The sequence below is a fragment of the Ileibacterium valens genome (genome assembly GCF_001945525.1).
Lineage (GTDB): Bacteria > Bacillota_I > Bacilli_A > Erysipelotrichales > Erysipelotrichaceae > Ileibacterium > Ileibacterium valens.
In genome coordinates this window covers 1-24,377 of the sequence record NZ_MPJW01000078.1, presented here as the reverse complement: position 1 = coordinate 24,377, position 24,377 = coordinate 1, and the positions used below count along the sequence as shown (strand labels likewise).

Annotated in this window: 38 protein-coding genes, 3 tRNA genes and 1 pseudogene; 5 read left to right on the top strand and 37 right to left on the bottom strand. The window is 42.0% G+C overall.

All coding sequences use genetic code 11. The features are described from left to right. Positions 1-4: 4 nt before the first annotated feature. The 33 genes from BO222_RS02990 to BO222_RS14375 all read right to left on the bottom strand — a co-directional run bounded on the left by BO222_RS02990 (position 5) and on the right by BO222_RS14375 (position 16,825). Positions 5-934 (bottom strand): phage major capsid protein, encoded by a 930-nt coding sequence (locus tag BO222_RS02990; RefSeq protein ID WP_075818213.1) that lies wholly within the window; start codon positions 932-934, stop codon positions 5-7. A 20-nt stretch (positions 935-954) separates the two neighbouring features. Then, positions 955-1,443 carry a capsid assembly scaffolding protein Gp46 family protein gene (locus BO222_RS02985; protein ID WP_075818212.1) on the bottom strand — a complete coding sequence of 163 codons (489 nt, stop codon included), beginning with the start codon at positions 1,441-1,443 and terminating at the stop codon, positions 955-957. 41 nt (positions 1,444-1,484) lie between these two features. Continuing rightward, on the bottom strand, positions 1,485-2,912 hold the full coding sequence (locus tag BO222_RS02980) for a terminase (RefSeq protein ID WP_075818211.1): 1,428 nt from the start codon (positions 2,910-2,912) through the stop codon (positions 1,485-1,487). A 60-nt stretch (positions 2,913-2,972) separates the two neighbouring features. Continuing rightward, positions 2,973-3,060 (bottom strand) — tRNA-Ser (locus BO222_RS02975). A gap of 3 nt (positions 3,061-3,063) precedes the next feature. Beyond that, positions 3,064-3,150 (bottom strand) — tRNA-Ser (locus tag BO222_RS02970). Positions 3,151-3,325: 175 nt separating this feature from the next. After that, entirely contained in the window at positions 3,326-3,514 is a 189-nt protein-coding gene (locus BO222_RS02965; protein WP_075818210.1) for a hypothetical protein, read from the bottom strand. 202 nt (positions 3,515-3,716) lie between these two features. Then, positions 3,717-5,036, bottom strand: coding sequence for a hypothetical protein (locus BO222_RS02960; protein ID WP_075818209.1), 1,320 nt, complete (start codon positions 5,034-5,036; stop codon positions 3,717-3,719). Continuing rightward, positions 5,020-6,279 carry a phage portal protein gene (locus BO222_RS02955; RefSeq protein WP_075818208.1) on the bottom strand — a complete coding sequence of 420 codons (1,260 nt, stop codon included), beginning with the start codon at positions 6,277-6,279 and terminating at the stop codon, positions 5,020-5,022. The genes BO222_RS02960 and BO222_RS02955 overlap by 17 nt, the downstream gene beginning before the upstream one ends. Positions 6,280-6,421: 142 nt before the next feature. Continuing rightward, on the bottom strand, positions 6,422-6,712 hold the full coding sequence (locus BO222_RS02950; RefSeq protein ID WP_233131197.1) for an HNH endonuclease: 291 nt from the start codon (positions 6,710-6,712) through the stop codon (positions 6,422-6,424). 206 nt (positions 6,713-6,918) lie between these two features. After that, positions 6,919-7,305 carry a hypothetical protein gene (locus BO222_RS02945; RefSeq protein ID WP_075818206.1) on the bottom strand — a complete coding sequence of 129 codons (387 nt, stop codon included), beginning with the start codon at positions 7,303-7,305 and terminating at the stop codon, positions 6,919-6,921. Continuing rightward, a complete protein-coding gene (locus tag BO222_RS02940) occupies positions 7,286-7,759 on the bottom strand; it encodes a hypothetical protein (RefSeq protein WP_075818205.1) in 474 nt (157 codons plus the stop codon). The genes BO222_RS02945 and BO222_RS02940 overlap by 20 nt, the downstream gene beginning before the upstream one ends. Next, positions 7,756-8,136, bottom strand: coding sequence for a DUF6941 family protein (locus tag BO222_RS02935; RefSeq protein WP_075818204.1), 381 nt, complete (start codon positions 8,134-8,136; stop codon positions 7,756-7,758). The genes BO222_RS02940 and BO222_RS02935 overlap by 4 nt, the downstream gene beginning before the upstream one ends. 179 nt (positions 8,137-8,315) lie before the next feature. Then, complete coding sequence (locus tag BO222_RS02930; protein WP_075818203.1) at positions 8,316-8,504, bottom strand: chemotaxis protein; 189 nt, start codon at positions 8,502-8,504, stop codon at positions 8,316-8,318. Between the two features lie 383 nt (positions 8,505-8,887). Next, positions 8,888-9,307 (bottom strand): hypothetical protein, encoded by a 420-nt coding sequence (locus BO222_RS02925; RefSeq protein ID WP_075818202.1) that lies wholly within the window; start codon positions 9,305-9,307, stop codon positions 8,888-8,890. Between the two features lie 22 nt (positions 9,308-9,329). Beyond that, positions 9,330-9,527: a hypothetical protein gene (locus BO222_RS02920; protein ID WP_075818201.1), complete on the bottom strand. Its 198-nt coding sequence runs from the start codon at positions 9,525-9,527 to the stop codon at positions 9,330-9,332. Further along, entirely contained in the window at positions 9,502-9,636 is a 135-nt protein-coding gene (locus tag BO222_RS14240; RefSeq protein WP_269843613.1) for a hypothetical protein, read from the bottom strand. The genes BO222_RS02920 and BO222_RS14240 overlap by 26 nt, the downstream gene beginning before the upstream one ends. Beyond that, entirely contained in the window at positions 9,633-9,764 is a 132-nt protein-coding gene (locus tag BO222_RS14235; protein ID WP_269843612.1) for a hypothetical protein, read from the bottom strand. The genes BO222_RS14240 and BO222_RS14235 overlap by 4 nt, the downstream gene beginning before the upstream one ends. A 154-nt stretch (positions 9,765-9,918) precedes the next feature. Beyond that, a complete protein-coding gene (locus tag BO222_RS02915; protein ID WP_075818200.1) occupies positions 9,919-10,359 on the bottom strand; it encodes a hypothetical protein in 441 nt (146 codons plus the stop codon). Next, on the bottom strand, positions 10,352-10,684 hold the full coding sequence (locus tag BO222_RS02910; RefSeq protein ID WP_075818199.1) for a nucleoside triphosphate pyrophosphohydrolase family protein: 333 nt from the start codon (positions 10,682-10,684) through the stop codon (positions 10,352-10,354). The genes BO222_RS02915 and BO222_RS02910 overlap by 8 nt, the downstream gene beginning before the upstream one ends. Further along, positions 10,681-10,953 (bottom strand): hypothetical protein, encoded by a 273-nt coding sequence (locus tag BO222_RS02905; protein WP_075818198.1) that lies wholly within the window; start codon positions 10,951-10,953, stop codon positions 10,681-10,683. Before BO222_RS02905 ends, BO222_RS02910 begins: the two co-directional genes overlap by 4 nt. Continuing rightward, positions 10,932-11,261, bottom strand: coding sequence for a DUF1653 domain-containing protein (locus BO222_RS02900; protein ID WP_075818197.1), 330 nt, complete (start codon positions 11,259-11,261; stop codon positions 10,932-10,934). The genes BO222_RS02905 and BO222_RS02900 overlap by 22 nt, the downstream gene beginning before the upstream one ends. Positions 11,262-11,272: 11 nt before the next feature. After that, the gene (locus BO222_RS02895) at positions 11,273-12,061 is read right to left on the bottom strand and encodes an ATP-binding protein (protein ID WP_075818196.1); all 789 of its coding nucleotides are present in this window, start codon (positions 12,059-12,061) and stop codon (positions 11,273-11,275) included. Beyond that, on the bottom strand, positions 12,058-12,819 hold the full coding sequence (locus tag BO222_RS02890; protein WP_158024547.1) for a conserved phage C-terminal domain-containing protein: 762 nt from the start codon (positions 12,817-12,819) through the stop codon (positions 12,058-12,060). The genes BO222_RS02895 and BO222_RS02890 overlap by 4 nt, the downstream gene beginning before the upstream one ends. A 19-nt stretch (positions 12,820-12,838) precedes the next feature. After that, positions 12,839-13,051, bottom strand: coding sequence for a PC4/YdbC family ssDNA-binding protein (locus BO222_RS02885; RefSeq protein WP_075818194.1), 213 nt, complete (start codon positions 13,049-13,051; stop codon positions 12,839-12,841). After that, on the bottom strand, positions 13,044-13,904 hold the full coding sequence (locus BO222_RS02880) for a recombinase RecT (protein ID WP_075818193.1): 861 nt from the start codon (positions 13,902-13,904) through the stop codon (positions 13,044-13,046). The genes BO222_RS02885 and BO222_RS02880 overlap by 8 nt, the downstream gene beginning before the upstream one ends. A gap of 2 nt (positions 13,905-13,906) precedes the next feature. After that, on the bottom strand, positions 13,907-14,842 hold the full coding sequence (locus tag BO222_RS02875; protein WP_075818192.1) for a YqaJ viral recombinase family nuclease: 936 nt from the start codon (positions 14,840-14,842) through the stop codon (positions 13,907-13,909). 118 nt (positions 14,843-14,960) lie between these two features. Next, entirely contained in the window at positions 14,961-15,149 is a 189-nt protein-coding gene (locus BO222_RS02870) for a hypothetical protein (RefSeq protein ID WP_075818191.1), read from the bottom strand. A gap of 31 nt (positions 15,150-15,180) precedes the next feature. Continuing rightward, positions 15,181-15,387, bottom strand: a complete 207-nt coding sequence (locus tag BO222_RS02865) for a hypothetical protein (RefSeq protein ID WP_075818190.1) — start codon at positions 15,385-15,387, stop codon at positions 15,181-15,183. Next, positions 15,378-15,602 carry a hypothetical protein gene (locus BO222_RS02860; RefSeq protein WP_075818189.1) on the bottom strand — a complete coding sequence of 75 codons (225 nt, stop codon included), beginning with the start codon at positions 15,600-15,602 and terminating at the stop codon, positions 15,378-15,380. Before BO222_RS02860 ends, BO222_RS02865 begins: the two co-directional genes overlap by 10 nt. Next, a complete protein-coding gene (locus BO222_RS13645) occupies positions 15,580-15,729 on the bottom strand; it encodes a hypothetical protein (RefSeq protein ID WP_158024546.1) in 150 nt (49 codons plus the stop codon). Before BO222_RS13645 ends, BO222_RS02860 begins: the two co-directional genes overlap by 23 nt. Positions 15,730-15,732: 3 nt before the next feature. Further along, a complete protein-coding gene (locus BO222_RS02855; RefSeq protein WP_143356912.1) occupies positions 15,733-16,041 on the bottom strand; it encodes a hypothetical protein in 309 nt (102 codons plus the stop codon). Then, positions 16,038-16,652: a BRO-N domain-containing protein gene (locus BO222_RS02850; RefSeq protein ID WP_075818186.1), complete on the bottom strand. Its 615-nt coding sequence runs from the start codon at positions 16,650-16,652 to the stop codon at positions 16,038-16,040. Before BO222_RS02850 ends, BO222_RS02855 begins: the two co-directional genes overlap by 4 nt. Beyond that, entirely contained in the window at positions 16,649-16,825 is a 177-nt protein-coding gene (locus tag BO222_RS14375) for a helix-turn-helix domain-containing protein (protein WP_350338606.1), read from the bottom strand. The genes BO222_RS02850 and BO222_RS14375 overlap by 4 nt, the downstream gene beginning before the upstream one ends. A gap of 214 nt (positions 16,826-17,039) precedes the next feature. Here BO222_RS14375 and BO222_RS02840 point away from each other — a divergent pair, with 214 nt between their 5' ends. From BO222_RS02840 to BO222_RS14370, 5 genes and pseudogenes are all read left to right on the top strand, one after another. After that, complete coding sequence (locus tag BO222_RS02840) at positions 17,040-17,774, top strand: XRE family transcriptional regulator (RefSeq protein WP_075818184.1); 735 nt, start codon at positions 17,040-17,042, stop codon at positions 17,772-17,774. 126 nt (positions 17,775-17,900) lie between these two features. Beyond that, a complete protein-coding gene (locus tag BO222_RS14230) occupies positions 17,901-18,029 on the top strand; it encodes a hypothetical protein (protein ID WP_269843611.1) in 129 nt (42 codons plus the stop codon). A 160-nt stretch (positions 18,030-18,189) separates the two neighbouring features. Beyond that, positions 18,190-18,369: a hypothetical protein gene (locus BO222_RS02835; protein WP_075818183.1), complete on the top strand. Its 180-nt coding sequence runs from the start codon at positions 18,190-18,192 to the stop codon at positions 18,367-18,369. A gap of 468 nt (positions 18,370-18,837) precedes the next feature. Further along, the gene (locus BO222_RS02830) at positions 18,838-19,047 is read left to right on the top strand and encodes a hypothetical protein (RefSeq protein ID WP_075818182.1); all 210 of its coding nucleotides are present in this window, start codon (positions 18,838-18,840) and stop codon (positions 19,045-19,047) included. 71 nt (positions 19,048-19,118) lie between these two features. Continuing rightward, positions 19,119-20,102: pseudogene (locus BO222_RS14370) on the top strand (recombinase family protein); the annotation flags it as partial. Positions 20,103-20,586: 484 nt separating this feature from the next. Here the strand turns inward: BO222_RS14370 and BO222_RS13630 are convergent. The 4 genes from BO222_RS13630 to BO222_RS02810 all read right to left on the bottom strand — a co-directional run bounded on the left by BO222_RS13630 (position 20,587) and on the right by BO222_RS02810 (position 24,156). After that, positions 20,587-20,672: transfer RNA gene (locus tag BO222_RS13630), tRNA-Leu, on the bottom strand. Between the two features lie 218 nt (positions 20,673-20,890). Further along, positions 20,891-21,886: a DMT family transporter gene (locus BO222_RS02820; protein WP_083647646.1), complete on the bottom strand. Its 996-nt coding sequence runs from the start codon at positions 21,884-21,886 to the stop codon at positions 20,891-20,893. A gap of 34 nt (positions 21,887-21,920) precedes the next feature. After that, positions 21,921-22,442: a DNA-deoxyinosine glycosylase gene (locus tag BO222_RS02815; protein WP_083647645.1), complete on the bottom strand. Its 522-nt coding sequence runs from the start codon at positions 22,440-22,442 to the stop codon at positions 21,921-21,923. 307 nt (positions 22,443-22,749) lie between these two features. Continuing rightward, a complete protein-coding gene (locus tag BO222_RS02810; RefSeq protein ID WP_075818235.1) occupies positions 22,750-24,156 on the bottom strand; it encodes an MATE family efflux transporter in 1,407 nt (468 codons plus the stop codon). Between the last annotated feature and the right edge of the window lie 221 nt (positions 24,157-24,377).

The window sequence follows — 24,377 nt, the reverse complement described above, 5'->3', positions numbered from 1 at the left end:
GTCACTAGGCGGCCGCTGGTACAGTTTCCACGATGCGAACAAACGATTCCGGATCGATAATTCCGCATCCGATATAAGCTTCAGCGCGGAGTACGATCTGGTTAGTGCGCTTCAGATCACCCTGTCCATCAGGATCACCATACTCGATCTTTTCCATAGCGATATTCTTGGTATATCCCCATTTCAACGCGTTCTGGAAGTCGCCTACAATTGCAACAGTGTTTTTAGATCCGGCTGCAGTCTTGTCATTGTAAGCCAAAGAGTTGTTGATATCGCAAGTCAGACCCATAAAAGTACCAGGATTTCCTACACCTCTGAATTCTGGATACATTGGAACCTTCGATCCGGTTTTTTCTTTGATAGCTCCCAGAGCAGTTCTGAATTTTGGAGCCATGGCGATACCAGTAGGCGTTCCGTCCTTGGCAACGATTGTATTGACTGCATCGTTGACATTATCATCAGCGTTTGCCGCATCAAAAGTCTGTTCCTGAGAAACTTTGGCGTTAAAAGCAATGTCCTTGACCGCCGTTGCCGCCTCTTTAGTGGCGGGATTTAATCCATGGAAATACATGATGTCAATTGCACGAGCGATCTTCTTCGCAAATCCGTCCTGGAACTGAGCCAGATATGGTAATTTGGCTTCATCTGACATATAGCAGAATTCATCGGTTAATCTATGCTGGTAGACGACCTTTACAGGTTTAACAGATACTTTCTTGAATTCTGCTGGTCCAGCCGGTTTGTTTTCACCCTCGCCGACAATGGACGCTTCTCCATCCATGCTGAAGATGTAATTTTCAATACCAGCAAAAGGGATTGGAGTCTGGCCAGACAGTTTAGCAATCGCAGAATGTCCGGCAACTTTGTTAAATACCTCTCCTACCTGCTTCTCAGAAAAGAGAGTGCCTGATTTTGTGATATTAGAGCTTGCCATGTTTTTACCTTTCTATTTATCTAAAGTTCACGAGCCAGTCTTAACAGATCTGAATTTTCGGCGATTGGATCCGCTGGATTTGGCTGGGGATAGGGTGGTCGCTGATCTTTAAACAGCGCCGCTAAAGCTTTTGCGTCCTCTTCCCAATCTTCTTTTTTAGATCCAGTTAATCGATCGGCCAGTGACTCAGGAAGTCCATACTCTCGGGCAATCCGGCTTTTTTCCGCCGCCGTTTCGCGTTTTGAAATTTCACCTTTGAGCTGATCCCTTTCGGCTGTCAGATCTGTAATCTGTTTGGTGAACTCGTTCATTTTTGTTTCATAGCCTTCGGCTTTCGATTTGTAAGTTTCGAAATCCTGATATTCTTTTCGGACTGCATTCTGCGCTCTTTCGATTCGATCTTTGATCAGAGCATCAAATGCTTCCTGTGTTTCGATTGGTTTGAATCCATCTGGATTTGGATTCGTTGTCTCTTCACCAGGTGCTGGTGCGTTATTGTTTTCTGCCATAATCTCCTCCCGGCTATTACCGCTGCCGTCAGCGTAGTGGATCAATAGCAAATCCTTTGTTTTCGAGTTTCTTTTGTGGTTGCACAGGCCCAATAAGAAAGAATCGCACTGTCCAGCAGGGCAATATCAAACTCATCAATCTGAGATTTATAGCCAAAACCACCATTGGTTCCTATGGATCTTTTGTCACAGTTGGTGGCCACCTGTCTTAAACTGGGTTGGCCCGAATGACAAATTGACTTTGATGCGATCCCCTGAGTAAATGCGGAATTAGCTTCAATAATTTCAGCGACCTTTGGCAAAATAGGCTTTTTCTTTATCCCGGAGTCTTTCATTTCTTCAGTTAAAAGACTCTGTCCATTGGCCCCATCAATTACAATCTTTTCAACATCTGCGTTCAGTAAAAAATCGATCAGCCATGGATTTCCCTTAGCGATTTCCCTGCAATCCAGGCTTTCGATATAGATCCGCTGGTCAGTTGTCTTAACCGCAATCGAAAGAGCGACGTTTTTGTTATCTTTGCCGTACTTGATTCCAGCAAAAAGCCGACCCTTAAAGGCCGGCATATTGTCTCTATCGATTGTCAGAGCATCCCAATCTGCAGCACAAATGGCTGAAGACTGATTGTACTGGATCCATAAACCCAGACGCTGAATGTTGAAATCTGTTTCCTCTGTATCAGAAAGCTCCCCTCGAACAGATCGCTCATTAATGATCAATCCTAAAGACGGATTGGTTTCATACCACAGATCCAGATCAGAACGATCTTCTGCCATCTTCTCAATGGACCATTCAGCCCACATTGAATCTTCAGGATTACCTGATAAACAGGTTTCCCGATATTTTGGAAAGATTGTCCCTTTTGAAACTGCTGTTGGCGGGGTTCCGCACATGATAATCTGTGGATTCATTGAAGATGAAATCGTATATCTCAATGCGGATTGCTGATCTCCGGTATATTCCTGAGCTTCATCAACAACCAGAAGGTCAAATCCTTCACCCAGCCCACCAGATCCGGTTCGGGTTCGATAATGGATGACGCCTTCAGTCTCGAATATCTCAAGGGATTCCGATCCTTTGGCTTTGATGCTTCGAAAGTCTGTCCCTTCAACCAGTCCGGATTTTTCCAGCAGCCGTTTCAGTTTCTCCCAGGATGAATGAGATGTTGAAGTACGGTGGGCAGTGTGAATTATGTGCTCACCTTTGAACAATCCCCATAGTTCCCGCATATAAACAGCTTCTGTCTTTCCATTTCGTCTGGGGACGGAGTAGCCAATGGTCATATGAGTCCATTCATGTTCTGTGTTAATGGCCATGATGTCCCGAAGCAATGATCTCTGCCATTCCAATACGGATTGACCAGACTTTTCATAGTAACTAATCGCTTCCTGATATTTGGATCGCTGATACTCTAAAACATAGGATTTAGTAGGAGTCTGGCGGCCAATTCTTTTCTTGTCAGCTGCCATAAGTCCTCCTGATCGAACAGTTTAAAGCCGTATTCAGGGCCTGTATTAACAATAATTAATTGGCGCAAAGTACAGAATTCGAACCTGTGGATCCTTATGGATCGACCGTTTAGCAAACGGTTGCTTTCGTCCGCTCAGCCAACTTTGCAAATGGCGCTGGATGAAGGATTCGAACCTTCGGATCTGTGTAGATCTTCCGCTTTCAAGGCGGACACCTTAAGCCCTCAGTCAATCCAGCGAATAAAAGGCCGTATGATAGCGCGACCTTTTTGATTCATCACCAATCGCTCAATTCTTCCCAGAAAAATTTGAATATATTCCAAAGCAATTTGAGAAGAAGGATAACCGCCCCCGCTGTAACCAACCCAAAAATAAGACCGAGGACAGTTAAAAACACGTTCATGACGATCTGATCAGACATGATTATCCATCCAGGCCAATATCAGAGCACAAACGATAACCAGAGAAAGCGAGATCCAGACGGGAGAAAGCACCCACATCCATGACCAGGTGATGTATCCGGTTAGCTTGAGCACAATAAAAGCGATGGTTAGAAGGCCACAAAAGCCAATGCCACCGCTGCTTGTTTTATTCGAATTCATTTTGTTCCTCCAAAAGAAAAAGAGCCGGTTAGGGCTCTTATTTAAATCTACTGACTTTTCTTATCTCCGGTTTTGCTATTAGAGAACCAGTCATAAATCATATCAAAAACAAGATCGCATTTTGCAATGTTTTCAGGAGAACTATCATCCAAATTTGGTAACGGAAGATTCGGCAAAACCGGAATACAGCGTTCATTCTTAATCATTTGATATATTCGAGGTTACATTCTTTAGCCCTTTTAAGAACATTTTTAACTATTACAGGCTGCGTTGTTCCAGTAAAACCCCATCTCTCCTTTTCTTCCTTGATTATATCAATAAATTCTCGATAATCGAAGGAATCGGTTTTGTTTAGAACTCTTACTACCCCTTTATTTGTAACAAGTGTTAAAGTTTTCACCTGTGGATAAGAGAAAATCCCCAAATCAGCATAAGAAAAAGAATTTGAGTTTGGATGATTATGAATGACCACTAAAGATTCGGGAGGTGACATTGCGAAAATCATTGGAATTTCCGGATTACTATCAAGATTTGTTCGATCCCAGTCTCCTTTTGCATAAACAAATTTTTTTACCCCTAACTCCGATTTATTAATTACACCAGTAACCTCTTTGCTCCCGTTTTCTTTTTGAGCGAATTTAAGCAGTTTTTGATGTTCTTCTTTAAGAATTTCGCTATCTTCTTCCAGCCCTTGAACTTTAACCGCTTTTACTTTTCTTATCGCTTGATCGGTTACTAGTACTGGCTTATTTCCAAGCGGGGATTCTAACGCTATCGAATCTGATGCTTTTTCTGATTTCTGCTTCCATTCTTTTGACCAAACATTCTGCCTTCTCTTTGATCCATCTCCCGGATCATATTCGACTGTACAGCCACAGTTTTCATGCCTTCTAAAGACTTCTCGATCCATTCCCGGACTGTATTCATAAGCTCCCGCAAGGTTTGAACACCACTTACAGCATTTACCGTCTGTTTTTCGGATAATTCTGGGACGCAATCCGGATCTATAGTGAAAATCAGCATTTGCTTTTTTGTGATCATCAACGACGCTTCTACAGAAGTTTTCTATCGGTGCTTTTAAGATCCAGTCGATTTCATCAAATGGCTCCTGGCTAACTCGATTTACAATCCCATCAATTCGATCTGTGTTTATTGGTGCTCTTTGTGCCTTGATTGAAATTCCTGCATTTTCATTAAGAGCTGATTGTGCGGCGTAACAATAATCGCTGATCTGCTGATAGGAATCAGTCATTGTAGGTGGAATGATTCGTTTGGCAATGTTGTAGTACATTTTACCGTTAGGCAAGTTCCCGCTTGATATGTGCTCTTTATAGGCCTCAGAGAGGCGTTCGGCGATTTTAGCCGCAAAATCCTGTTCATCCTGAGCTTTGGCCAGCTTGTCAGCATTCTTCTTCAACAATGAAGAAAGGACCTCATCGTTTTCGACAAGGTCCTTATAGGTAGATTCAATTTTGTTAAGAAGATCCGGGACAATATCCTTCACTTCATTCTGCCGGTTCATTGCTTACTGGCTCCATTTCCGATGCGTTGATTCCCGTCAGTTCTTCCAGATTATCAGTATTGAAATAACCCGGTACCGCCTGATTGAGCTTAATTGCTCCATCGCCGATGCTCGAAAGTGTGGCGGCATCTGGCTCAAAGATTGGTTCCCAGATTGGTTTTGTCAGATAAAACTGCCGTCGCTGGTATGGGAAGTCATCCCGTAAACAAGCCGAAACAAAACCAACATTTAAAAAGCAAGCTCCAAATGTTCTTTGTGCTTTCCTTGCGGTTAGTCTGAGGTTTTCATGGGAAGCTTTGATTGCTTCTGCGCTGGATGGGTTGTCTGAGACAAATCCAAGATCATCTACTGTCAGTCCTGTTTCTCCAGCAAACATTGCAGCGAATGTTCTAAGCTGTTCAACATATGGATTCATAGTAGCCTGCTGGAACTGTCCCACTACTGGATGACCGCCATTTTCGTCCTGATCGAACTGAAGAAACGTTGACATAGTGGCTTTCCATTTCTCCATTCTTTCGGCATCCTGAGAAAGTCCTAGAACATACTTTTGAGGGAAGGCATAGAATTCTGCCGAGATCTCGGATCTTTTCAGTGTTCTAGTAGCCCCATTCACCAGATCCATGCAAGCTCTGCTGATTCGAGAATGGCCTAGTTTCCGTTTTGCGTCCGGCCTGTAAACGATAGGAATCAGGAGTGGGTATTCTGCAGAATTGCCAATCGAGTATGGCTGAGCGTTTCTTGGATAATAGGTTGTTCTTCCTGGTTCGAAATAGGCTTCCAGCAAAGGACCGAATTCATCTTCATCGAGAACTGCATACCCTTCAAAAAGCATGTTTGTAGTCGGATCAATAACCCCGGTTGCCTTCCGTCCATCCAAAACCTGAAGCTTTGGATATCCGTTTTCATCCAGGCTGATGTAAACGAAGCAGCATCCCGAAATTAGCGCAGCCATAATTGCGCTGTCGAAGAAAATATCCGGGTTGTTCAACTGGAAGATTTGAGAGATGTTGAAGTTATCGTCTTTCCACGCCTTGAACACAAGTCGATCGGCGAGAGAATCGACAGCTTTAGCACACCATCCAAGGGCCCACATCTGCATGACTCGGAAAGCTCTTTCCTGTAAAACAACAGGCAAATCGAGAGCTTTGTTCTTCATCTCATAAAACCGATATCTTTCGTCATTTCTGCTTCTTTTATTGGCCAGAAGACTCCGGCAATATGCTAATCCCCTGCGTTCACCCATTTCCGGTTCCTCCTTCTAAAATCTGCTATTTTAAAAAAATCAACTTCCACGAGAAAATTTGTACAGTACCGCCGGAAGGTCTCGCGATCCTTGCCGGGGGTGGGTATGCCCCTATACCTTAGCTGTTTTCCACACTGATCATTCATTTTTTTATTTTTTTTTGAGATGCTTTATCATCTGCTCTATATGCTTTCCAGTCGATCAGCCAAGGAAGATTCCGATTGCTTACTTGGCTTGTCTGTTGTTCAGTCTGCAAGTTATTTGATTTGTCTCTGTTGCACTTCATATGTGCTAACTGCAAATTATCTATGTCAGCTGGATGACCACCGCGATCAATCGGAATAATGTGATCGATTGTCGCTGACATCGGATCAGGATACTTCAAGCTCTTATCCACTGGCTTGCCGCAGAGTGCGCAAATGTTTTGAGACATCAGGATCTTCTTCCTGTTTCTTTCGTACTCCTGTCTGAACGGTCCATACCTGGCGTTTGACCCCACCCCCGGCATTTCAACCCACCCCCATAAACAGCAAAAGGCCCGGGGTATTTAAGTGACCCGGGTCTTATTTGTTTTCTCGATGCTACTACTTTAACACATTGGAATGTGGCATTGTGTGGCATCTTAACTTATTGAACATTTTAAACTGGTTTGTAATCAATCTTAGCTCTTTTCGCTAGCTCTCGAGCTTGTGAGGCGGATAAACATTTACACTGATCATCTTTATGTATTTCCGAATGGAGTTCGTTCGATTTGCTGGGCAAGTATTTTGGCTTTGCATTAATATCCTTACAATCCTGTACACTTACTGAAGCAATGACACTGTTCGAAAAACTTTTCTTTGTAATTTCTAATACACCCTGAAAATCTCTCCCTGCAGTTCTGTTCACAGATAAACCTCTGCGATCTTTGAAACAAGCAGAAGATGGTCTGTCGCATTTCCAATATTGATTATACTTTCCGTCATTAGGCCATATTGCCCTAAGCAGACGTTCATTCGGATGAAACTCAGCTGAAATAGAATCCATTAACCCATCCTCTTGCTTCTCTTAATTGAATTATTCTTTCTGTCTCTTCTCCGCTGTTTGAACTAAAAAGTTTAATTTTTCCGTCATCTAGTATCTCAAATTCGAGATACTTATCGTTGATCTCATATTCAAATTGGATACCGCCCCCAGAAACAGGGTAAATCATCGGTGCGTATGGAAGGCGCGTGAGCAATTCTTCTGCTGTATTCACGGCGGCTTCGGACATTGGTTTACTACCGTATCCATCCCAATTTTCTTCCAGAGAAGATAGGATTTCTAACTGCTTATGAGCCAAGATAAATTGATTATCTACACAGAAAGAGACTCTGTTTTTCGATGGTACATTTCTCTTTGGGTATTTTTCGCAACATTTCTCATTTCTTAAAAACAACATCGAAACAACAGGACTTATTGATTCCTTGGAAGGGTTAACGGAAAATGTCATTTGATTCATGCTTCCAGCTCCTTACAGCCATAGAGGTTGATTCTATTAACACATTCATCATTGAGATAAAGTTCGAATATATATAATCCTTCTATAGAAAGTCTTAAGTTTTGAATATTCATTTTAATATCAATACTTTTGTTCGGAATATTTTGCGGTATCTCTAAATCACCGGTATCTAAAAACACGCCTCCCGTGCAATCTTTGCCTATAATTTTTAAACGATGTTCTTTCTCAGAATCCCAATTACAAAAGCCAAACGCCAAAAAGAAAGAAAACAAACCCGGAAATGAAGGCAGAGTGATACAGGTTAGAGGCTGATCAATTATAACGGGGCCACTATCATTTACTCCGTTAGCTGCTATAAAATAACTTAATTCATTCATACTATCTTTCCTTTCTTTGTTATATTTCGCTACTCGCCTTTATTCACATTATACGAGTTATAAGCCTTATACAATAGCCATCAGTGATACCCAATGTTATCAGCAGGGTTCTATCCGGTATCTGTAGGGATTAATCCAACAATACAAAAGCCCGAAATAATCGGGCTTGGCATAGCGACCTAATTTTCTTTTTGTTTCTCAATAAATTCAAGCATCATCCTGGTCAGCTCTTTCGACTGATTCGATCCAGCTTTTTCACAAGCCACCTTAAATTCTTCAACAATCTCTTTTTTGAGCTTGTATGACTTTGTGATCATGCCTGTTTTAGCTTCGTACTTTCTTGTTGCTTTTGATCTTGCGCTTTGCATTTTTTGACCTCTTTTCGATTTCTTTAAGCAATTCATAGCCGGATACAACCAGCAAAATAAACAGCGAAAGTCTTGATTTGTCTGAAACAATGACATACATCAACGCGAATACAATCATTGTCATGGTGTTTTTGATACAATAAAGAAAACAAAGTGAGCCGGCCGGTTTGACCGGCTCTGGGGTTTGTTAACCCTTGATTGACTTGATAAGTTCGGCTAAAGCTAAAATAAATGGTGAGGCTTTAGCAAGGAACGTTCCCAAGCATTCAAGGGTTTTTCTTGTTTTCTTTTTCGTATCATTCACCTCCTTCCTGACTATATTATATCGTATACGATACATAATAGCAATAGAAAAAGGGAATTTTATCCCCTCTTCTTTTCATTTATATCTGATATTTATTCCCGAAATCACACAGTGCTCTTCCGTGAATTCTTCTTACATGATCGTACGAATAGCCAAGATCCACAGCAATCTGTTCCAGCCTTTTATTTTCGACATATCTGGCATACAGCAAATTTCGATATACGTCATTGTCTACCGCATCGATCTGCCCAACGATCAGCCTTTTTAGGCCGAAGTAATGTCTCTGCTCATCCGCAAGCATTTCCTCATGCTCTAAAAGCTGATTCATTAGCTTTTCCTGTGGGCTCTTGATTTCCTGGTTACTGGATGGACTTCCCCCGCTCCCCAGCCGACAAGAAAGAGAGTTCATGGCCTCTCTGGTTTCAAGAATTTCATTTTCAATCTCCTTGATCCGACGCTTTGCTCGTCCAATCTGTAGCAAATACTCTTTCGGTTTCATAGATCCTCTCTTTCTCTTTTCTCTAGCAGCCAAATTCCTTAGCTCTCAATCCATGGAGATATGCCACTCGCATTCTTTCAAGCCGTATCTCTTCTTCAAGATTTTTAATCAGCAATTCTAAATCTATGGATTTCAAAAGCTTCAGCTCGGCTTCCAGATCAGACAAATGCTCAATTGATTTAGCTAACGAATGTTCAATCGTCTTTAACGGCTTTGGCATCTTTTACCTTCTCCTTAATGTCGACCCAGTCTTTATAGCCTTGGATCAGTGTTTCAACCATGATATAAATTCCGATAGCTATCAGAGCACACCCTAAGATCAGCGTCATTTCACTTTCTCCAGGATCGCATCTAGCAGGATCTTAACTAGCTCATCTCTGCGCTTTCTTTGTCTGGCATCGGTAACGACTGTCATAGCACCTAATTCCGACAATGCATTAATCGCTTTTTCTGTCATACAAACTCCCTCTTTGCTACTTTCCAATCATCTAAGATTTTTACCTCGTATTTGCCGCCTCTTTCTTTCACCACGGCCCATTTTTCGAATCCGCGATAAATTATACTGTCCGCTTCAAATCGCTCGCCTGAGCTTTTTGTGATGATATATGGCTTCATTTCCAGATGACTCCATTCTTGATCTCTTCAAAAAGGGCTTTTTCAGCAAGCTGCAGGACGATATCTTTGCCTTGAATCTCCTCTGCACCGAACTTCGCTAATGCATAAAACTTTTCACAAACTTCTTCAAAAGTTGGTTTTTCCATGATTTTCTCCATTCTCTTTGCCGCCAGTTCTTCGGCTTGTTCCTTGATCTTTTCTGGGATGATAAGCTTTGCTGATTTTCTTTCCGCTTTAGCAGCTCTGGTTTGGATCTCTTCGTGTTTGCAGTAGTAGATGACGTCCGATTTCAAAGATCTGACTTTAACCGGATGGAGGTCTTGCTCGATCTCAGCCATAACCTCCACTTTTATCGGCGTTTTAAAACGGATGCCATATAGATCATTCGCGTAAATAAATCCAATCTCGCCAGGTTTCCACTTTTTAGGCTTAGACATCGCCAACCTTTCGATGCAGGCTTTTTTCGGGTTCGAATCCATCAGGATATCTCGCTTTCAATTTGCTGATGTTCATCTCCATGCACTCTTCAAGCTCGATATCCAAAGTATCGAGTATCTCGGCGATCATCCACAGGCAATCACCGCATTCTTTCACCACGTGGTCGATGTCCAACTCATGACCCTGATAAACCTTTTGAAAAATTCCAGATACTTCCCCGGCTTCGGAAGCAAGCCCAAAGACTCCATGTCTGAGCTTCGCTTCTGGATCTTCGGTAATGCTGCAAGTTCGCATCGCTAACACCTGATATTCGTTTCCTGTCATTCTTTTTCCCTCTTCTCAAATTCTCTGTTGATTTCGTTTCTTACTTCTCGAATTGCCTGGTTGAACAATTTTTCTTCTCGCTTGTGAGATCTTTTCAATTCAGACTTCAGTAATCCGTTTAAAATTTGGTTGATTCTTTGTTTATTGATCGTGGTTGCTTCAAGTTCTGCAAGGTATTTGCCAGACTGGTTTGTGATTTTAATCAGCAAGGAAGTTTCAACTGCAACCACCAACGCTAACAGTGCAATTACGCCATGCTGTACTGACATCCTGATTCCTCGATTTCTAGGCACTGAAGAATCTTTCGGCAACCGAGACACGCTTTGCCGATGTTGCTTTCGTCAACTCCCGGGATTTCCTCAAATCTGTAGTGCTGTTTTACGTCCGGGTACTTCTCACGGTCGACTTCGCTGATAAATTCGTCATAAGATCTGACCCAAGTCCTATTTGGCTGTCGTACATCTCGATACAGGACAACCTGAGCATTGTTATCTGCATCCATCCCAATGCCATCAATCAGATAAACATTCCCTTTGAAATGCCGGTACAGCTTGCCGGCTATAATCTCTCTATCCATTCTTTTTTCTCTCACTTTCTTCTTTGGTCTTTCGATTGATCTTTGGATACGGTAACCAGCCGATCTCCACTCATCTGCCTGATTCGGCTCCAGAGGGCTGGATCATAGTCCGCGATTTCATCTGGAGTTTTCTCGCTGGTGATCAAGGTAATCAAACCGTTGCGGTAACGATAGTCCAGAAGTTCGAACGCTATGTCCAAAGCTCTGTCTGTCGGTTTTGTCTTCAGGAAGTCGTCAAGAAACAAGCATTCAACCTTTTGGAACTTTGAAAGAATCTCCTTTTCTTTGAACCAGTCCACACCCGACTCTCTAACCAACTCTGGCCAAGACTTAACAAGCAGCCTGTGACCGTCCCTAAGAAGTTGATTAGCGACACAAGAAGCAATCAGCGTTTTGCCCGATCCGATCTGCCCGATTGCGGTAAACCAGCCTTCTGGATTCTCGGCAAAACTGACTGCTTTTTGTTTCATGGATCTTTGCCAGTCGGCTTCGACTTTGAAGTCCTTGAACTTTCGACCTAGCATCGAGCCCATTCCGGAAGCATTGGCATTTCGAACAATTTCCCTTCTGGTCATACACTCGCAGCGACGCTGAGCCATCTCGGGATAAAGATCTGTTTCGGGGTCCCCGATCAGCACTGTTGTATAACCGCGGTTAAGACACTTGGGGCAATCGATCTTATCGAACTGATTCAGCTTTCCTGGCCTCTTGTTCTCATCATCGGCAAGCTTTTGCTGCCACTCCCATTCCGTCATGGCTGGCTTGCCAAATCCTGTGATCGTTTTAAACTCATCTGTCATAGCCATAAGCCTCCGTATTCTGCCTGCATCTCTTCTTTTGTTTTTTCTCTCTTTGCTGGTACTTCATTCATGTATTGCTCAAACTTCTGAGGTCCAAATAATGTTTGCGGCCTCAGGTACTTGTTCATCGTCTCGTTGTCTTTCCATTCAGATACTTTCAGATCAATGACTCTTTTCAGATCTTCGATGGATGCCCCTTCTCTGATCCGAGCATTGATTGGCTTACAACTGGCATCTGAATTAGGCGAAAACTTCTTATCAGCCTTCTCGTTTAAATACCGGATAACCTCAGCGGCAGGGGTGTCAGGTGGCTTGTCGCCTGACATAGTTTTTATATTTCTTTCATTCTTTAATTCTTTAATTCTTTCATTCTTGTTAGTGGTTACCGGTCGGTTACCGGTCGGTTGCTCGTCGGTTAACGGTCGGTTAACAGGTCGGTTATCCTCTTGATATACAGAATAGTGATTTACTTTAAGTACGGTAAAATTAGCCTTCTTTCCGTCGGTTATAATGTCGGTTACTTTTTCTATATCTAGCGAGCTATATAAATGCGACAGAGAAGTCTTAACTTGCTGTATAGATAGACCGGTTTGCTCCGCTAAATGTGGGATAGAAGTAACCAAACAGCCGGCAGGGATTTCATACCCCTGCCATTTCTTTACTGTATGGTTTGCCCGTCGAATCAAATGCTGAAAGAGATGGGCAGTCAGCGGCTTTTTATACCATTCCCAGTCTTCGATCTTTCGGTAATTCTTCACCCATCCCCTTTCCATTTTTTTACAGCCCCATTCCCTGGAGGATTTTCAATAATTCAACTGCTTCCTGGTGATTTAAAGTGATACCCTTGAGCATCCGATCATCCTGCCATGTGCGGATATCAAGCTTAGGCTCTGCCCCGTTGTAGCTGATCATTCGGACCTTTTTGGCCTTATCGCTCCATTCGGACAGCGTCCCCAACTCGGCTGTGATCTGATAGTTGAACTCACGCATTTTCGATCACCTCACCAGTTGTAGGATCTGTCGGTGTTTCTTCGTATTCGGCCTCGATGACAGTAGAGTCGGCAACCAGTGATAAATCGCTCATGGCATCAGATTCCGTTGGGTCGAAACGCTTAATTGTCGTATCGCTTTCGATCTGCAAGGCTCTTTCTGTGGCCATCGGTGCATACTTCAGCACACGCTTTACCAGTGTCTTTTTGGCCATCTGGTCGAAATTGGTTGACCACGGCGAAGTCCAGCCTTTGGAATAGGCCATACTATGCTTTTTGGCATGAGCTTCAATTTCGTCCTTGTAGGCTACCTCAAAATCAAAATCTCCGGATTTGGTCTTATAGAAGGCATAGTAGGCAATGATAGCTCCTCTGTTGCCTTTGGCAGGGACGTGATGAATTGTCGGATTCAAACCAAGCTCATAGCTGAAATCGTCGTTTTCGTGTACTTCCTGAGCCTTAATCATGGAGATTTCTCCCGATCTGCGAGCGAGTTCAATCAGGCCTTTATAACCGACCTGGAACTGTACTTCCATCACCCCTTTGTTTTTGAACGGGATCAGGTAAGCTTGACCCAATGGAGTATTTGGCTCCAGGCCAAGCTGAGCCGAGTTCATGACAGCTCCGATAAAGCTGGCCGGTGTGCACTCACCTAATTTCGGATTGGCGGTTAAGGCAGTCATACAGATTCGGTTAAAACGTTCAGGCCCGATCTGGGCAGGGAGTGCCCTTGCGATTTCTCCCTGGTATGTTTTCAACCATCCTTTGATACTCGTTGGCTGTTCTCTTTTGGTTGATACTTGCGAGTTTCGAGCTTTGGCAATAGCTCCATTCTGATTAACTGTATTGGTCATTATTAACTCCTTTCCGCTGTGATACGCAGCGGTCTGCTGGCGCTTGTGGTTGAGCAGGCCGCAGCGATGTCCGGGTACTCTTTTTTCAGCTTTCCTGTGTCAATTCTTCGGCTTTCCTGAGGTTTGAAAGATACTCTGTATCCAGATAGAACACCTTTGCAGGCTGTTCCAAGCGCATCTTTGATGCGGTTTTCACACTGCTTTTTCTTGTTTGTTGCATCCTTGATTTGTAAATCGAGCTCGTTTCTTGCATCGAAAACCTCTTTCAGATAGTCCAGGTCTTCAACTGCATCAGGTTCCACATCAGAATTAAGCGTCTGAATCGTTTTCTCAGTGGACTCAGACCAATCAATTTCTGGGGCTTCTTTGTTTTGGACTTTTGCCCAAAATTCCTCTTCTGCTTCGATCAGAGCCTGAATCTCGGCCTCGTCTCGGTCGATCCGGTAACAATAAAAGCCCTTTCCCATCACCAGCACGGCCATGTACCAGTGATCAAAACCAAGCACACTCATGTAGTGATAGCACTGGGCGTAATAACTCGGTGGAATGTCGCCACCTTTAAAATCGGTTTTATTCAGCGCATTTGCGGTTTTACATTCGAGCCCTGCCTTTTCGCCAACAATAAGTCGATCGACGTTAGCAAGCATGAAAGGATGCTCTTCGGATTGAAAGCTGAATCCGCTCTTTCTGACCTTTAAGCCGGTTTTTTCTGTGAATCTTTTTGCTACATAATCCTCCAGATCTCGGCCTACTCTCATAGCTTCGTTATCCGGGACCTCAGAGTTGATTAGCTGACACTTTTCAGCCCACAGCGTATAGGCCGATTTGTAAGGATTAAGACCTAAGATAGCCCCGGCATCTGAGCCGCCAAGTCCTTTCTGTCTTCCAGCAAGCCATTCTTCTCTGGTTTCGGGTAGTTTATGTTTGATATAGTTCATGTTTTTCCTTTCTAATTCCTTTCCACCCTGCCCCTGAGACGAGGTAGGGAAAATTTGTTAATATTTAAGTGTTTTGTTTAATCATGCCGTCCTGCTTGTGGTGATCAGGACGGCTTTTTTAGTGCCAGACCGCATAGTGAAATGCAGCCCCTAGAAACATCAGTGCTATTGCTATAACCAGGCTGAAGCCGAGAGCGATCCCGGCTCCAATCTGTAGCCCTCCTAAGAAGCGGTAAAGTGCTGGTTTGATGCGGTAGCGCTTGCCGAATAAACTGATAGTCTCTTGGTGATTTTTATTTGTTTCCATCTTGTTTCTCCTTTTAATCTCCTAAACCCGCTTATGACGCATATATATCTACGATTAATGTATCAAGTCTGGTTAGGGCTCCCATACACTCGCTCACCATGCGGCTAATTTGATATGCTTCATCGACGCCCAACAGATTGTGCTTCAATTCGTCAGCTAGATCTGCGGTTAATAAATCTGAAATTTCTAAAATATTTTCTTGAATTTGATTTAGATTTCGTCCTTCTTTCATCTCCATCTTTCTCCTTCCCACTCGTCAGCCGAGCGGTAATAATCATGGATCCGCTGTAGATCCATGCCGATCTTGTCAATCCAATCAAGAGCAAAATCCACTTGCTGTTCGATATCAGCGCCTAACAAGGCTCCAGAAAGAGCTGAGTTCAATACAGTACTCAGTTCACTTTCGGAATCCTGGGCGTTGATCATAATTTCAATCAGATCGTCTTTGGTCATTCTTCTTTCCCTCTCTTTTTTCGAGCCATTGCTCAAACTCTTTCGCATTCATTTCGTCTGCGTAGAAATCGACCAATTTTTGCAGGCCGATCCCTCTGGCAAGAGCCTGGAGCACTTCTTCTGTCATTCGCTACTCCTTTCCAACCTCGATAACTTTCACATCACAGCCGTTATCTAACGCGGTTTTGATCAACTCATCCAGAAAGTCGTCATCTTCCGGTTCGTCTTCTTCATCAACCTCGGAAATTAAGGCTTCGATTCTTTCGAGCAATTTCTCAAGGGCCCAAATAATATGCAGGTAGTTCACTGATCCATCTGGGTTAGCTGCGGATTTGTGTAGGATGCTGCCAAGGACTTCAGGAAGTCCTGCGAACTTTGGATTCCAATCCAAAGTTGCGTATAATTCGTTGTCGTCTGTTCTGATTTCGATCTTGTTCATGCTTCCCATCTCCTATAAATTTCTTCTGCAATTTTTAAATCGTTCAATTCGTATTTCTCTTTAACGATCATTAGTTCAACGACGTCATCGAGAATGGCTTCTCGATCACTGAGCATACCAGGGGTCATATCCGCCTTTTTGATCATCTTGTCGAATCCGTGTTTATTGCTGGTCGCTTTGTTAGCAATGGTGTTTGCTTTGATGTAATTCACTTTTCCGTTTGGCTTCAGGCTGTCGCGAAGTTTCTGCATCGCTTCTTTTTGATGCTCTTTGTCGAGCATCCGGAATACTTCAAAGCCTTCAAGGCCTGTCTGTTTTCGAAGTTCTACCAGCAAATCCATTACCCAATCTCTGAATTCGTCAGCGATTCTCTTTTTGCTAGCAAATATCGTGTTATAAACGCCTTTTTCATTAACGATTAAATAATTTTGAGTAACGCCGCGTTTGTCTGGTAGGGGGACGTTTGAAACGACCCCCTTCTTCTTAAGTCGGTAGCTAACGTCTCTTTGGCGAATTCCCAATGGTTTGCACAAATCAGCCAGAACCGCCCACCATTCGCCGTCTTTCTCAACAAATCGAATTTCGTTACCGTTCCATATTTCGGTTTTCATAACTTCTCCTTCTGATTAGGGCTACATCTATCAAGCAGGTAGTCAATGCTTGTCCCCCATGACTTTTTTAGCTGGCATAATACTTCGACCGGAATTGAAGACTTTCCGGTCAGCCATTTGTTAACTGTTTTGCGCCCAACTCCAAGAAAAACAGCAAGATCACCTTGAGTCATTCCTCGTCGAGCTAACTCAGCATTGATGTTTGGGTACATAGTTACTCCTTTCTGTAATAGGTTCAATTTGTACCTCTTACAGAACTTAGTATACCCGTTATGTACCTCTTTTCAACCCCTTTGCCGAAAACAAATACCCATTTTGTACCCATTACGGACTTAAGTTTCGTTCGTTTCGTATATAATGGAAACGATAGAAAGGATAAAAAAGGAGATGAAAAGTTTTGCGGAAAATTTAAAAGAACAAAGAATTGAACGAGGGTTCACCAAAAAAGAATTTGCCGAATATATGGGAATCCCGTTCGATACCTACAAAGCTTATGAACAAGGATCTAGAACACCAAAGATCGAAGTTATTTTGAATTTTGCAAAGGCTCTAAATGTATCTGTCGATTATTTAGTCGGTATGGATGAAGAAAAAAATCATTTATCTCCGAATTTGATGTTCAACTCCGACGAAGAAGAACAACTAATTAGAAAATTTCGGCTGGTAAATCCCAGATTGCAAAGAGTCGTTATGGAAATTCTCGATGTTGCCATCGACTTCCTGGAAAGTGATTCAGACCAAGAGGCCTATCCAATCCCAATGATCGAAAAGCGCTATTATTACGGACGGCCATCAGCTGGTGCTGGTAATGGTGCGCTAGATCTAGATGGAATCATTCGAATTCGAGATTCAAGAGACGCGCGAAAAGCTGATTTTGTTTTACAAGTTGACGGTCGCTCGATGGAACCCGAATTCAAAGACGGAGATTTTGTGCTTGTTAAATCTCAAGATGACATTGAAGATGGAGAAATCGGAATCTGGTGTGTTGATGGAGAAATCTACATTAAAGAGAAAAACGGCAACACCTTGCATTCTTTGAACCCTGAATACGAAGATGTGCCGCTGACAGATTTTTCCGATATTAGATGTTATGGAAAAGTAATCGGAAAGGCAGAGATATAAAAAAGGTAAAGATTCGAATTTGCTTTATATATAAGGTTTCTCTTGATTTATATACCCATTGGGTATATACTATAGAAGTCAGATGAAGCACTGGAAACCCATCTGATATAGAAAGGAATCAAGAGAATGGATGAAATTACACAACATATAAAAAGACTTCTTCCTTTGCTGGCGGCTATAGAAGAAGTCTTGATCAGAATCATTTCAGTCGTTGGATGGCTGATGATCCTTCTTAAAGTTATCGGAATCATTTAATTTAAAACAATTCAAAGAGCGGAGATTCCAGTGCTCTCTGCTCTTTCATTCTATAAAGAAAGGTATAAACATGTCAAAAGAATTAAGCAACTTCATCATTACTACCCTTGAGCTAATCGGCATTATCGCATTTTTTGTCATTCTCTGGGGGGCGATCTAAATGACTACAGACGCACAGAAAAGAGCCAGGAATAATTACAACGCCCGCAAGTTAACAAACAAAACAGTGAGTTTCAACAAAAATACAGAATCCGATCTTTTGAGATGGCTGGAGAATAAGTCCTTTGGTCCGTATGTAAAAAAACTGATCAAGGAAGATATGGAGAAACAAGCAAAGTAGAGTTAAATACAATTGCTTGTATTACAGAGTTTTGAGGAAGAGAAGAAGTGAAAAGACGATAGATAAAGGATATTCTCAGTTTTACTCTTTACATACTAGCTCTATTATGTTATTATATAGATGTAAGGAGGTGGTGCTTATGAGACACGCAAAGAAAAATGACTTCGAATACACATTAAAGCTCGCCAAAGCCGTGTTCAAAGTCATCTGGTTCTTACTCAACTTAGCGGCAGTTATAAAAACTTTGCTAAGTTGAATTATCAAGGGGAGATCCTCTCCCCTTCTTAGATATATGTTACACCTTAGAAAGGAGTTTATATGAAACATTGGAAAGATTATGCTGAGATTGCATTTTATATTATTGGAATCATTCTAGCTCTGATGGTTCTTTTTAAATAAGTAATCGTATCGAGTTATTGAGGGGCTGAAGAAATCAGCTTTAGCCTCTTCTTTAAGAAAGGAAAATTTATGCCAAGAAAAACTAAAGATGGTCAACCGTTCAATCAGCAATCCTATCAGAACGACTGGAAAAAACAGAATATGAAAACAGTTAGTGCATCATACAAAGCTGACTTTGTGGATGAATACAAAGCGGCATTAAAGAAAATTGGTCAGAAAAACTCGGAGGCTATAAGAACAATGATGGAAGATGTGATTAAAAAGGCCAAAGACAAATAAACAAACGAGCTCAGAAGCTGCTATCTTCTGAATTCAATGTATATCCAATTTCCAACAGAAAGGATGTTTAGATGAACGAAGTTAAAACTGCTGTAATCTATGCCCGATACTCTAGCAGCAACCAGAGAGAAGAAAGTATTGAATCGCAACTTAGAGTTTGTCACCGCTTTGCTGCCGATCACGATCTGGAAGTAATTCGTGAATATACAGACAGTGCAATCTCGGGTCGAACAGACCAGCGTCCAGCTTTTCAGCATATGATTAGCGACAGCTCCAAAGGCGAATTTAACACAGTTCTGATTTATGCTCACGACCGGTTCTCCAGAGACAAGTATGATACAGCGGTCTATAAGAGTAAATTAAAGAAGAATGGAGTACGGATCATTTCCGCTACTCTACCTTTGGATGACTCTCCAGAGAGCAGTCTGATGGAATCAATCATGGAGGGATTTGCCCAATATTATTCAGAAAATCTATCCAGGTCTGCTAAGAGAGGGCTGGAAGAAAACGCGCTGCATGCTAAAAGTAATGGTGCAACTCCATTAGGATATAAAGTTGAAGCTGGCCGCTTTGTCCTAGAGCCGGTTGGAGCTGAAGCCGTTCGTATAATTTTTGAAATGTATGCGGATGGATACGGCAAAGTTGAAATCTGTGACTTTCTAAATGACAGAGGCTTCAAGACCCGCAGAGGTGGAGAGTTTAAAAGAAATGGATTGCATGGAATTTTAAGAAACGAACGATATACAGGAGTCTATATCTATGGCGATCATCGCCACGAAGATGCTTTACCATCCATTATCAGTAAAGAACTTTTTGAAATTGTACAGAAAAGAATAGAAGCCAATCGGTATACTAGAGGAAGGAAGAAAGCCATGGAAGAATATTTATTATCCGGCAAGTTATTTTGTGGGGAATGCGGGGCCACCATGATTGGAGAACAGGGAACCTCAAGCACAGGTCAGAGATATCACTATTACAAATGCTCCAAGAGAAAAAATCGCCCCGGATCTTGTTCGAAGGAAACCGAAAGAAAGACAGATCTGGAAGATACAGTAGTAGCCTACATCTGTCGTGAAGTCCTGACAGATGACATGATCGAACAGATTGCTGAGAAAGAGTATGCTCTTCTGGAAGAAGAAGCTTCAAATAAAAGTCTTTTGGTATCACTGGAAGCAGAACATGAAGAAGTCACTAAAAAGATTGAAAATATTTTAGCAGCGATCGAAGAAGGCATTTTTACCCCAAAAACGAAGGAGCGCCTTATAGATCTGGAAGATCAGCAGTCAATTCTTGCAGATAAGATTGTTCGCGAAAGGTTAAAGAAGCCAGCCTTTACAAAGGATCATATCGTTTTCTGGCTAGAGAAGTTTAGAGCCGGAGATATAAATGACTTTGATTATAAGAAAGCAGTTATTAACTCTCTTGTAAATTCGGTCTATCTTTTTGACGAAGAAAAAGGCAATGATGCCAAAATGATCATTGCCTTAAATATTGAAAACGTGCCAGCTAAGAAGCTGACACGTTCGGATGTGCTAAAAATGGTGAGGCCGATGCGACTTGAACGCACACGAGCTAAGCTCACTACCCCCTCAAAGTAGCGTGTCTGCCGATTCCACCACGGCCTCAGTACCTCATTGCCTAATCTATTATACTTATAGAATTCGAAAGTACAACCCAAAATAACAAAAAAAGAGAATTTTTTATTAATTATCCATCTGTCCTTTATTTGGGAGAATAAACTATGAAGTTTCCATCATTCGATGAGTAAACAAAGACATTACCTATTGAATAAATGCTCCTTTTCTGTTTTAAATTCTGGCACTGTTAATGTATTGAATAGCATTTATTTCGAAGAGCACATCAGAGCGCCAGCTAGTATGATAATCGCGGCAGCTATTTCTAAAAAAGTTGGAATGCTTCCAAGCAAGAGCAAAGAAAAGACAATTGCCCATCCCGAATAAGTAATATTTAACGGCATGGCTTTAGAGGCGCCAATCAGATGAATTGCCTTATAGTAACATAAGTAACTTGCAGTACCTGCTATTGCGGCAAGAGCGATCACTTTCAAATCGGGGCTCATTATAATCTGCGATGTGAGAGGCCATCCATCAAGAAGTGGAACTAAAATCAGACCGAATGTAATTGAAGAAGTAATCTGACGGATGGTCAATGCCTGATCACTGCTGACCATTTGGCTTTCAGTTGACTTCTGGGCAACCAATCCTTCTAAAGCCCAGCCTAAGGCACAAACCAGACCAAACACCAATCCAATAAGCAAGTTCGAATTATCACTCTGAGCGCTGCCAGCTGATAAGGCAATTACTCCGCTTAGAGAAAGTATAAGTCCCAAAATCTGCCTCTTTGAGAACCGCTCATGAAAGAGCAGAAATGAAAGAAGAAGACCAAATGCAGGATACAAACAGGAAAAGACAGCACTTAATCCTGGACCAGCATAGCGAATACAGAAAACGTATCCACTCATCCCCACCGGACCACCTAAAAGGCCGGCAAAAATCAGCCAACGCCCTTCTTTCATGGTTAATAGATGAAGGAGTTGCCCGAGCTTCTTTTTTGCGATCTGAAGCAGGATTAAAATCAGGGCGGAAATTGAGTCATGAATAAACGTCGCAACAACTGGTGCCATCCAGATCATTTCATAGGGAGCTAGAGCCATAGATAAAATTACTGAATCAACGGCCCATAACATACCTCCCGCAAGCCCGAATAAAATTCCTCTTGAATCCTGTTGTAAATCCGATTTGCTGTCTGAAGATCTAAAATCCCTTTTTCCTGTACTTGAATCGTAATCTCTGTTCTTATCAGTTTTGTTCATTTTCATTTTCTTTGATCTCTTTTTTATTCATATTTATCTTTTATGATACCAGCGAATTCTCGTCATTGAGAAGATTGAGAATTGCTGGCTTCCAGACTGAAATCAGACGTTCGAGGCTGTAGGCTGCATTCGCCGGACTGGTAGATGGTAATACAATCGGTTTAATTTCGACTTCTGGATATTGGTATTTCATAAAAAATTTTTCAGCGGCCTTTCCATTACAGATGATGTAATGAATATTTGATTGCCTGAGAACAATTTCAAGATCATTAACCTTCACTTCTCGAATGCTCGAATCGCTGCTTCCCTGAATCTGACAGCTCTCAATCACATCCCAGATGGCCAGCTGATGACCCAGAATAAAGTCAGTTTTCTCTTCAATCGTTTCTGGAATACTTACTTCAAATATTCCAGCCAGTACCTTCCAGAAGCGATTACGTGGATGACCATAATAGAAGTTATTCTCTCTGGATTTCACTGACGGCAGACTGCCAAGAATTAATATCTTTGAATTCTGATTCCAGACCGGGGCAAAGGGATGAGTGATTCTTTCTGCTTCCAAAATCAGCACCTCCAAATCCAAATAGTTCCAAGTTTAGCCACCTATACAAAAAGATCTCCGCTTCTTTGTAAACCGAAATAAAGAAGGATATCACTCCTGACCTGATCAACTCAGAACCACTTTCCATAACCATAGTTTAGCTTCTAAACTATTAATCCTCGCAAACAAAAATTATCGAAAGCTTAAAATTCAGAAAACCTTGAATTGAAAGATCCATCCCCTATCAGAGTTTAAAAAAAGACTATTTATTTCCATGAAACAAACAGTCTTTTCAGATAAATTGTATAAGAATTTAACAAGCAATGATTTATATCTGTCCAGTTTGAGAAATTACCTGATTCTGTCTGAATGCATCATCTTGAAGAATCCTGGTTGCTGGATGTTTGATGATTAATGCGATCACAAGCATTAAAGCTGCACTTCCTAGTGAAATCGGAAAAACCATTACAATCGTTTCAAAGGTAGGTTTTAACGGGAAAATGAACAGAATCCAGAAAATCCTAAGGATACAAACCCCAAAAGTTGTCAGTACAGCGGGAAGCAATGAAATTCCAAATCCACGAAGATATCCAGAAATAACCTCATATTGAACTGAAAACAAGTGAGAGAATACCAGAATGCAAAGCCGGTAATAGCCATATTCGATCACTTCCGGATTTGAATTAAACAAAGCGATCATGTCCTTTCCAAAGCAGACGATTAATGAAGCTGCAATCAAAACCGCTCCAAATCCTTCCATACAGCAAATTTTCAGAATCTTCTTACATTTTTTAATCTGATGAGCTCCATACGCCTGTCCGATAAAAGTTGTACATGTCTGACCAAAAGCAGATACGAAGTTGAATGTTGTTAACTCCAGATTGATCGACGCACTGCTTGCCGCCATAACAATCGTTCCCAATGAATTAAAACCAGACTGAATGACCATGTTGGCGATCGAAAATACAGAAGTCTGAATTCCGGAAGGCACACCTATTTTCAGGATCCGTTTAGCCAGTTCAGGATCAATACGAAACTTCCCATAATCCATACTCATCAGTTTGGTTTTCTTAAAGAGCAAATAGATCAGAAGAACAGAACTGATTGCATTAGAGGTAATCGTTGCAATGGCTACTCCAGCTACGTTGAGATGTAAAACCGCAACCAGAAACAGGTTTAAGGCTACATTGACGATCCCGGCAAAACTCAGAGTTAAGAGTGGAAGTCTGGTATTTCCTATGCCTCTGAAGATCGCAGCACAGAAGTTATAAAGCAAAATGACAGGCATTCCAATCAGGTAGATTCTCATGTATTCCATGGCCATCCCAAAAACCTCATCCGGAACGCTCATCCATCTCATTAATGCAGGTGTAATCAGCTGTCCAACGATAGCAATGAAAAATCCGCCAATCAGGGCAATGATGACAGAAGTCTTCGCTGCTCGAGAAGATCCTTTTTCATTTCGGTGGCCAGTCATATTTGCAATAACGACATTCGAGCCAAGTGAAATACCGATAAACAGATTTACCAGCAGGTTAATCAGCGGAGCACAGGCGCCAACTGCTGCCATACACTGAGCGCCCAATTCCCCTGTAAACTGTCCGACAACAGCAATATCCGCGGCATTGAATAATTGCTGAAGTATTCCGGTAAAGGCCAGCGGTAAGGCGAATAGTAGAATGTTTTTACTGAGTGAACCATCCAGAATATTTTTTACAAAAGTTGATTTTTGCATGTCTTTTTTCATCCTTCTTTCTTTTTCTCTTCTCTTCTAAACAAGTTCAGTATAAGTCCTAGCAGCTAAACTGTACCCCTGAAAGTGGACGTGATCTTTATTTTTCCTGATTCAGTAGACACCGGAAAAATCAACCTGAAATTTGTGGACGCCGTCTCAATATGTTCCCGAATTGTAGACAGTCATAAAATTCAGACTTCGTGCATTCTGGTGAAATACTG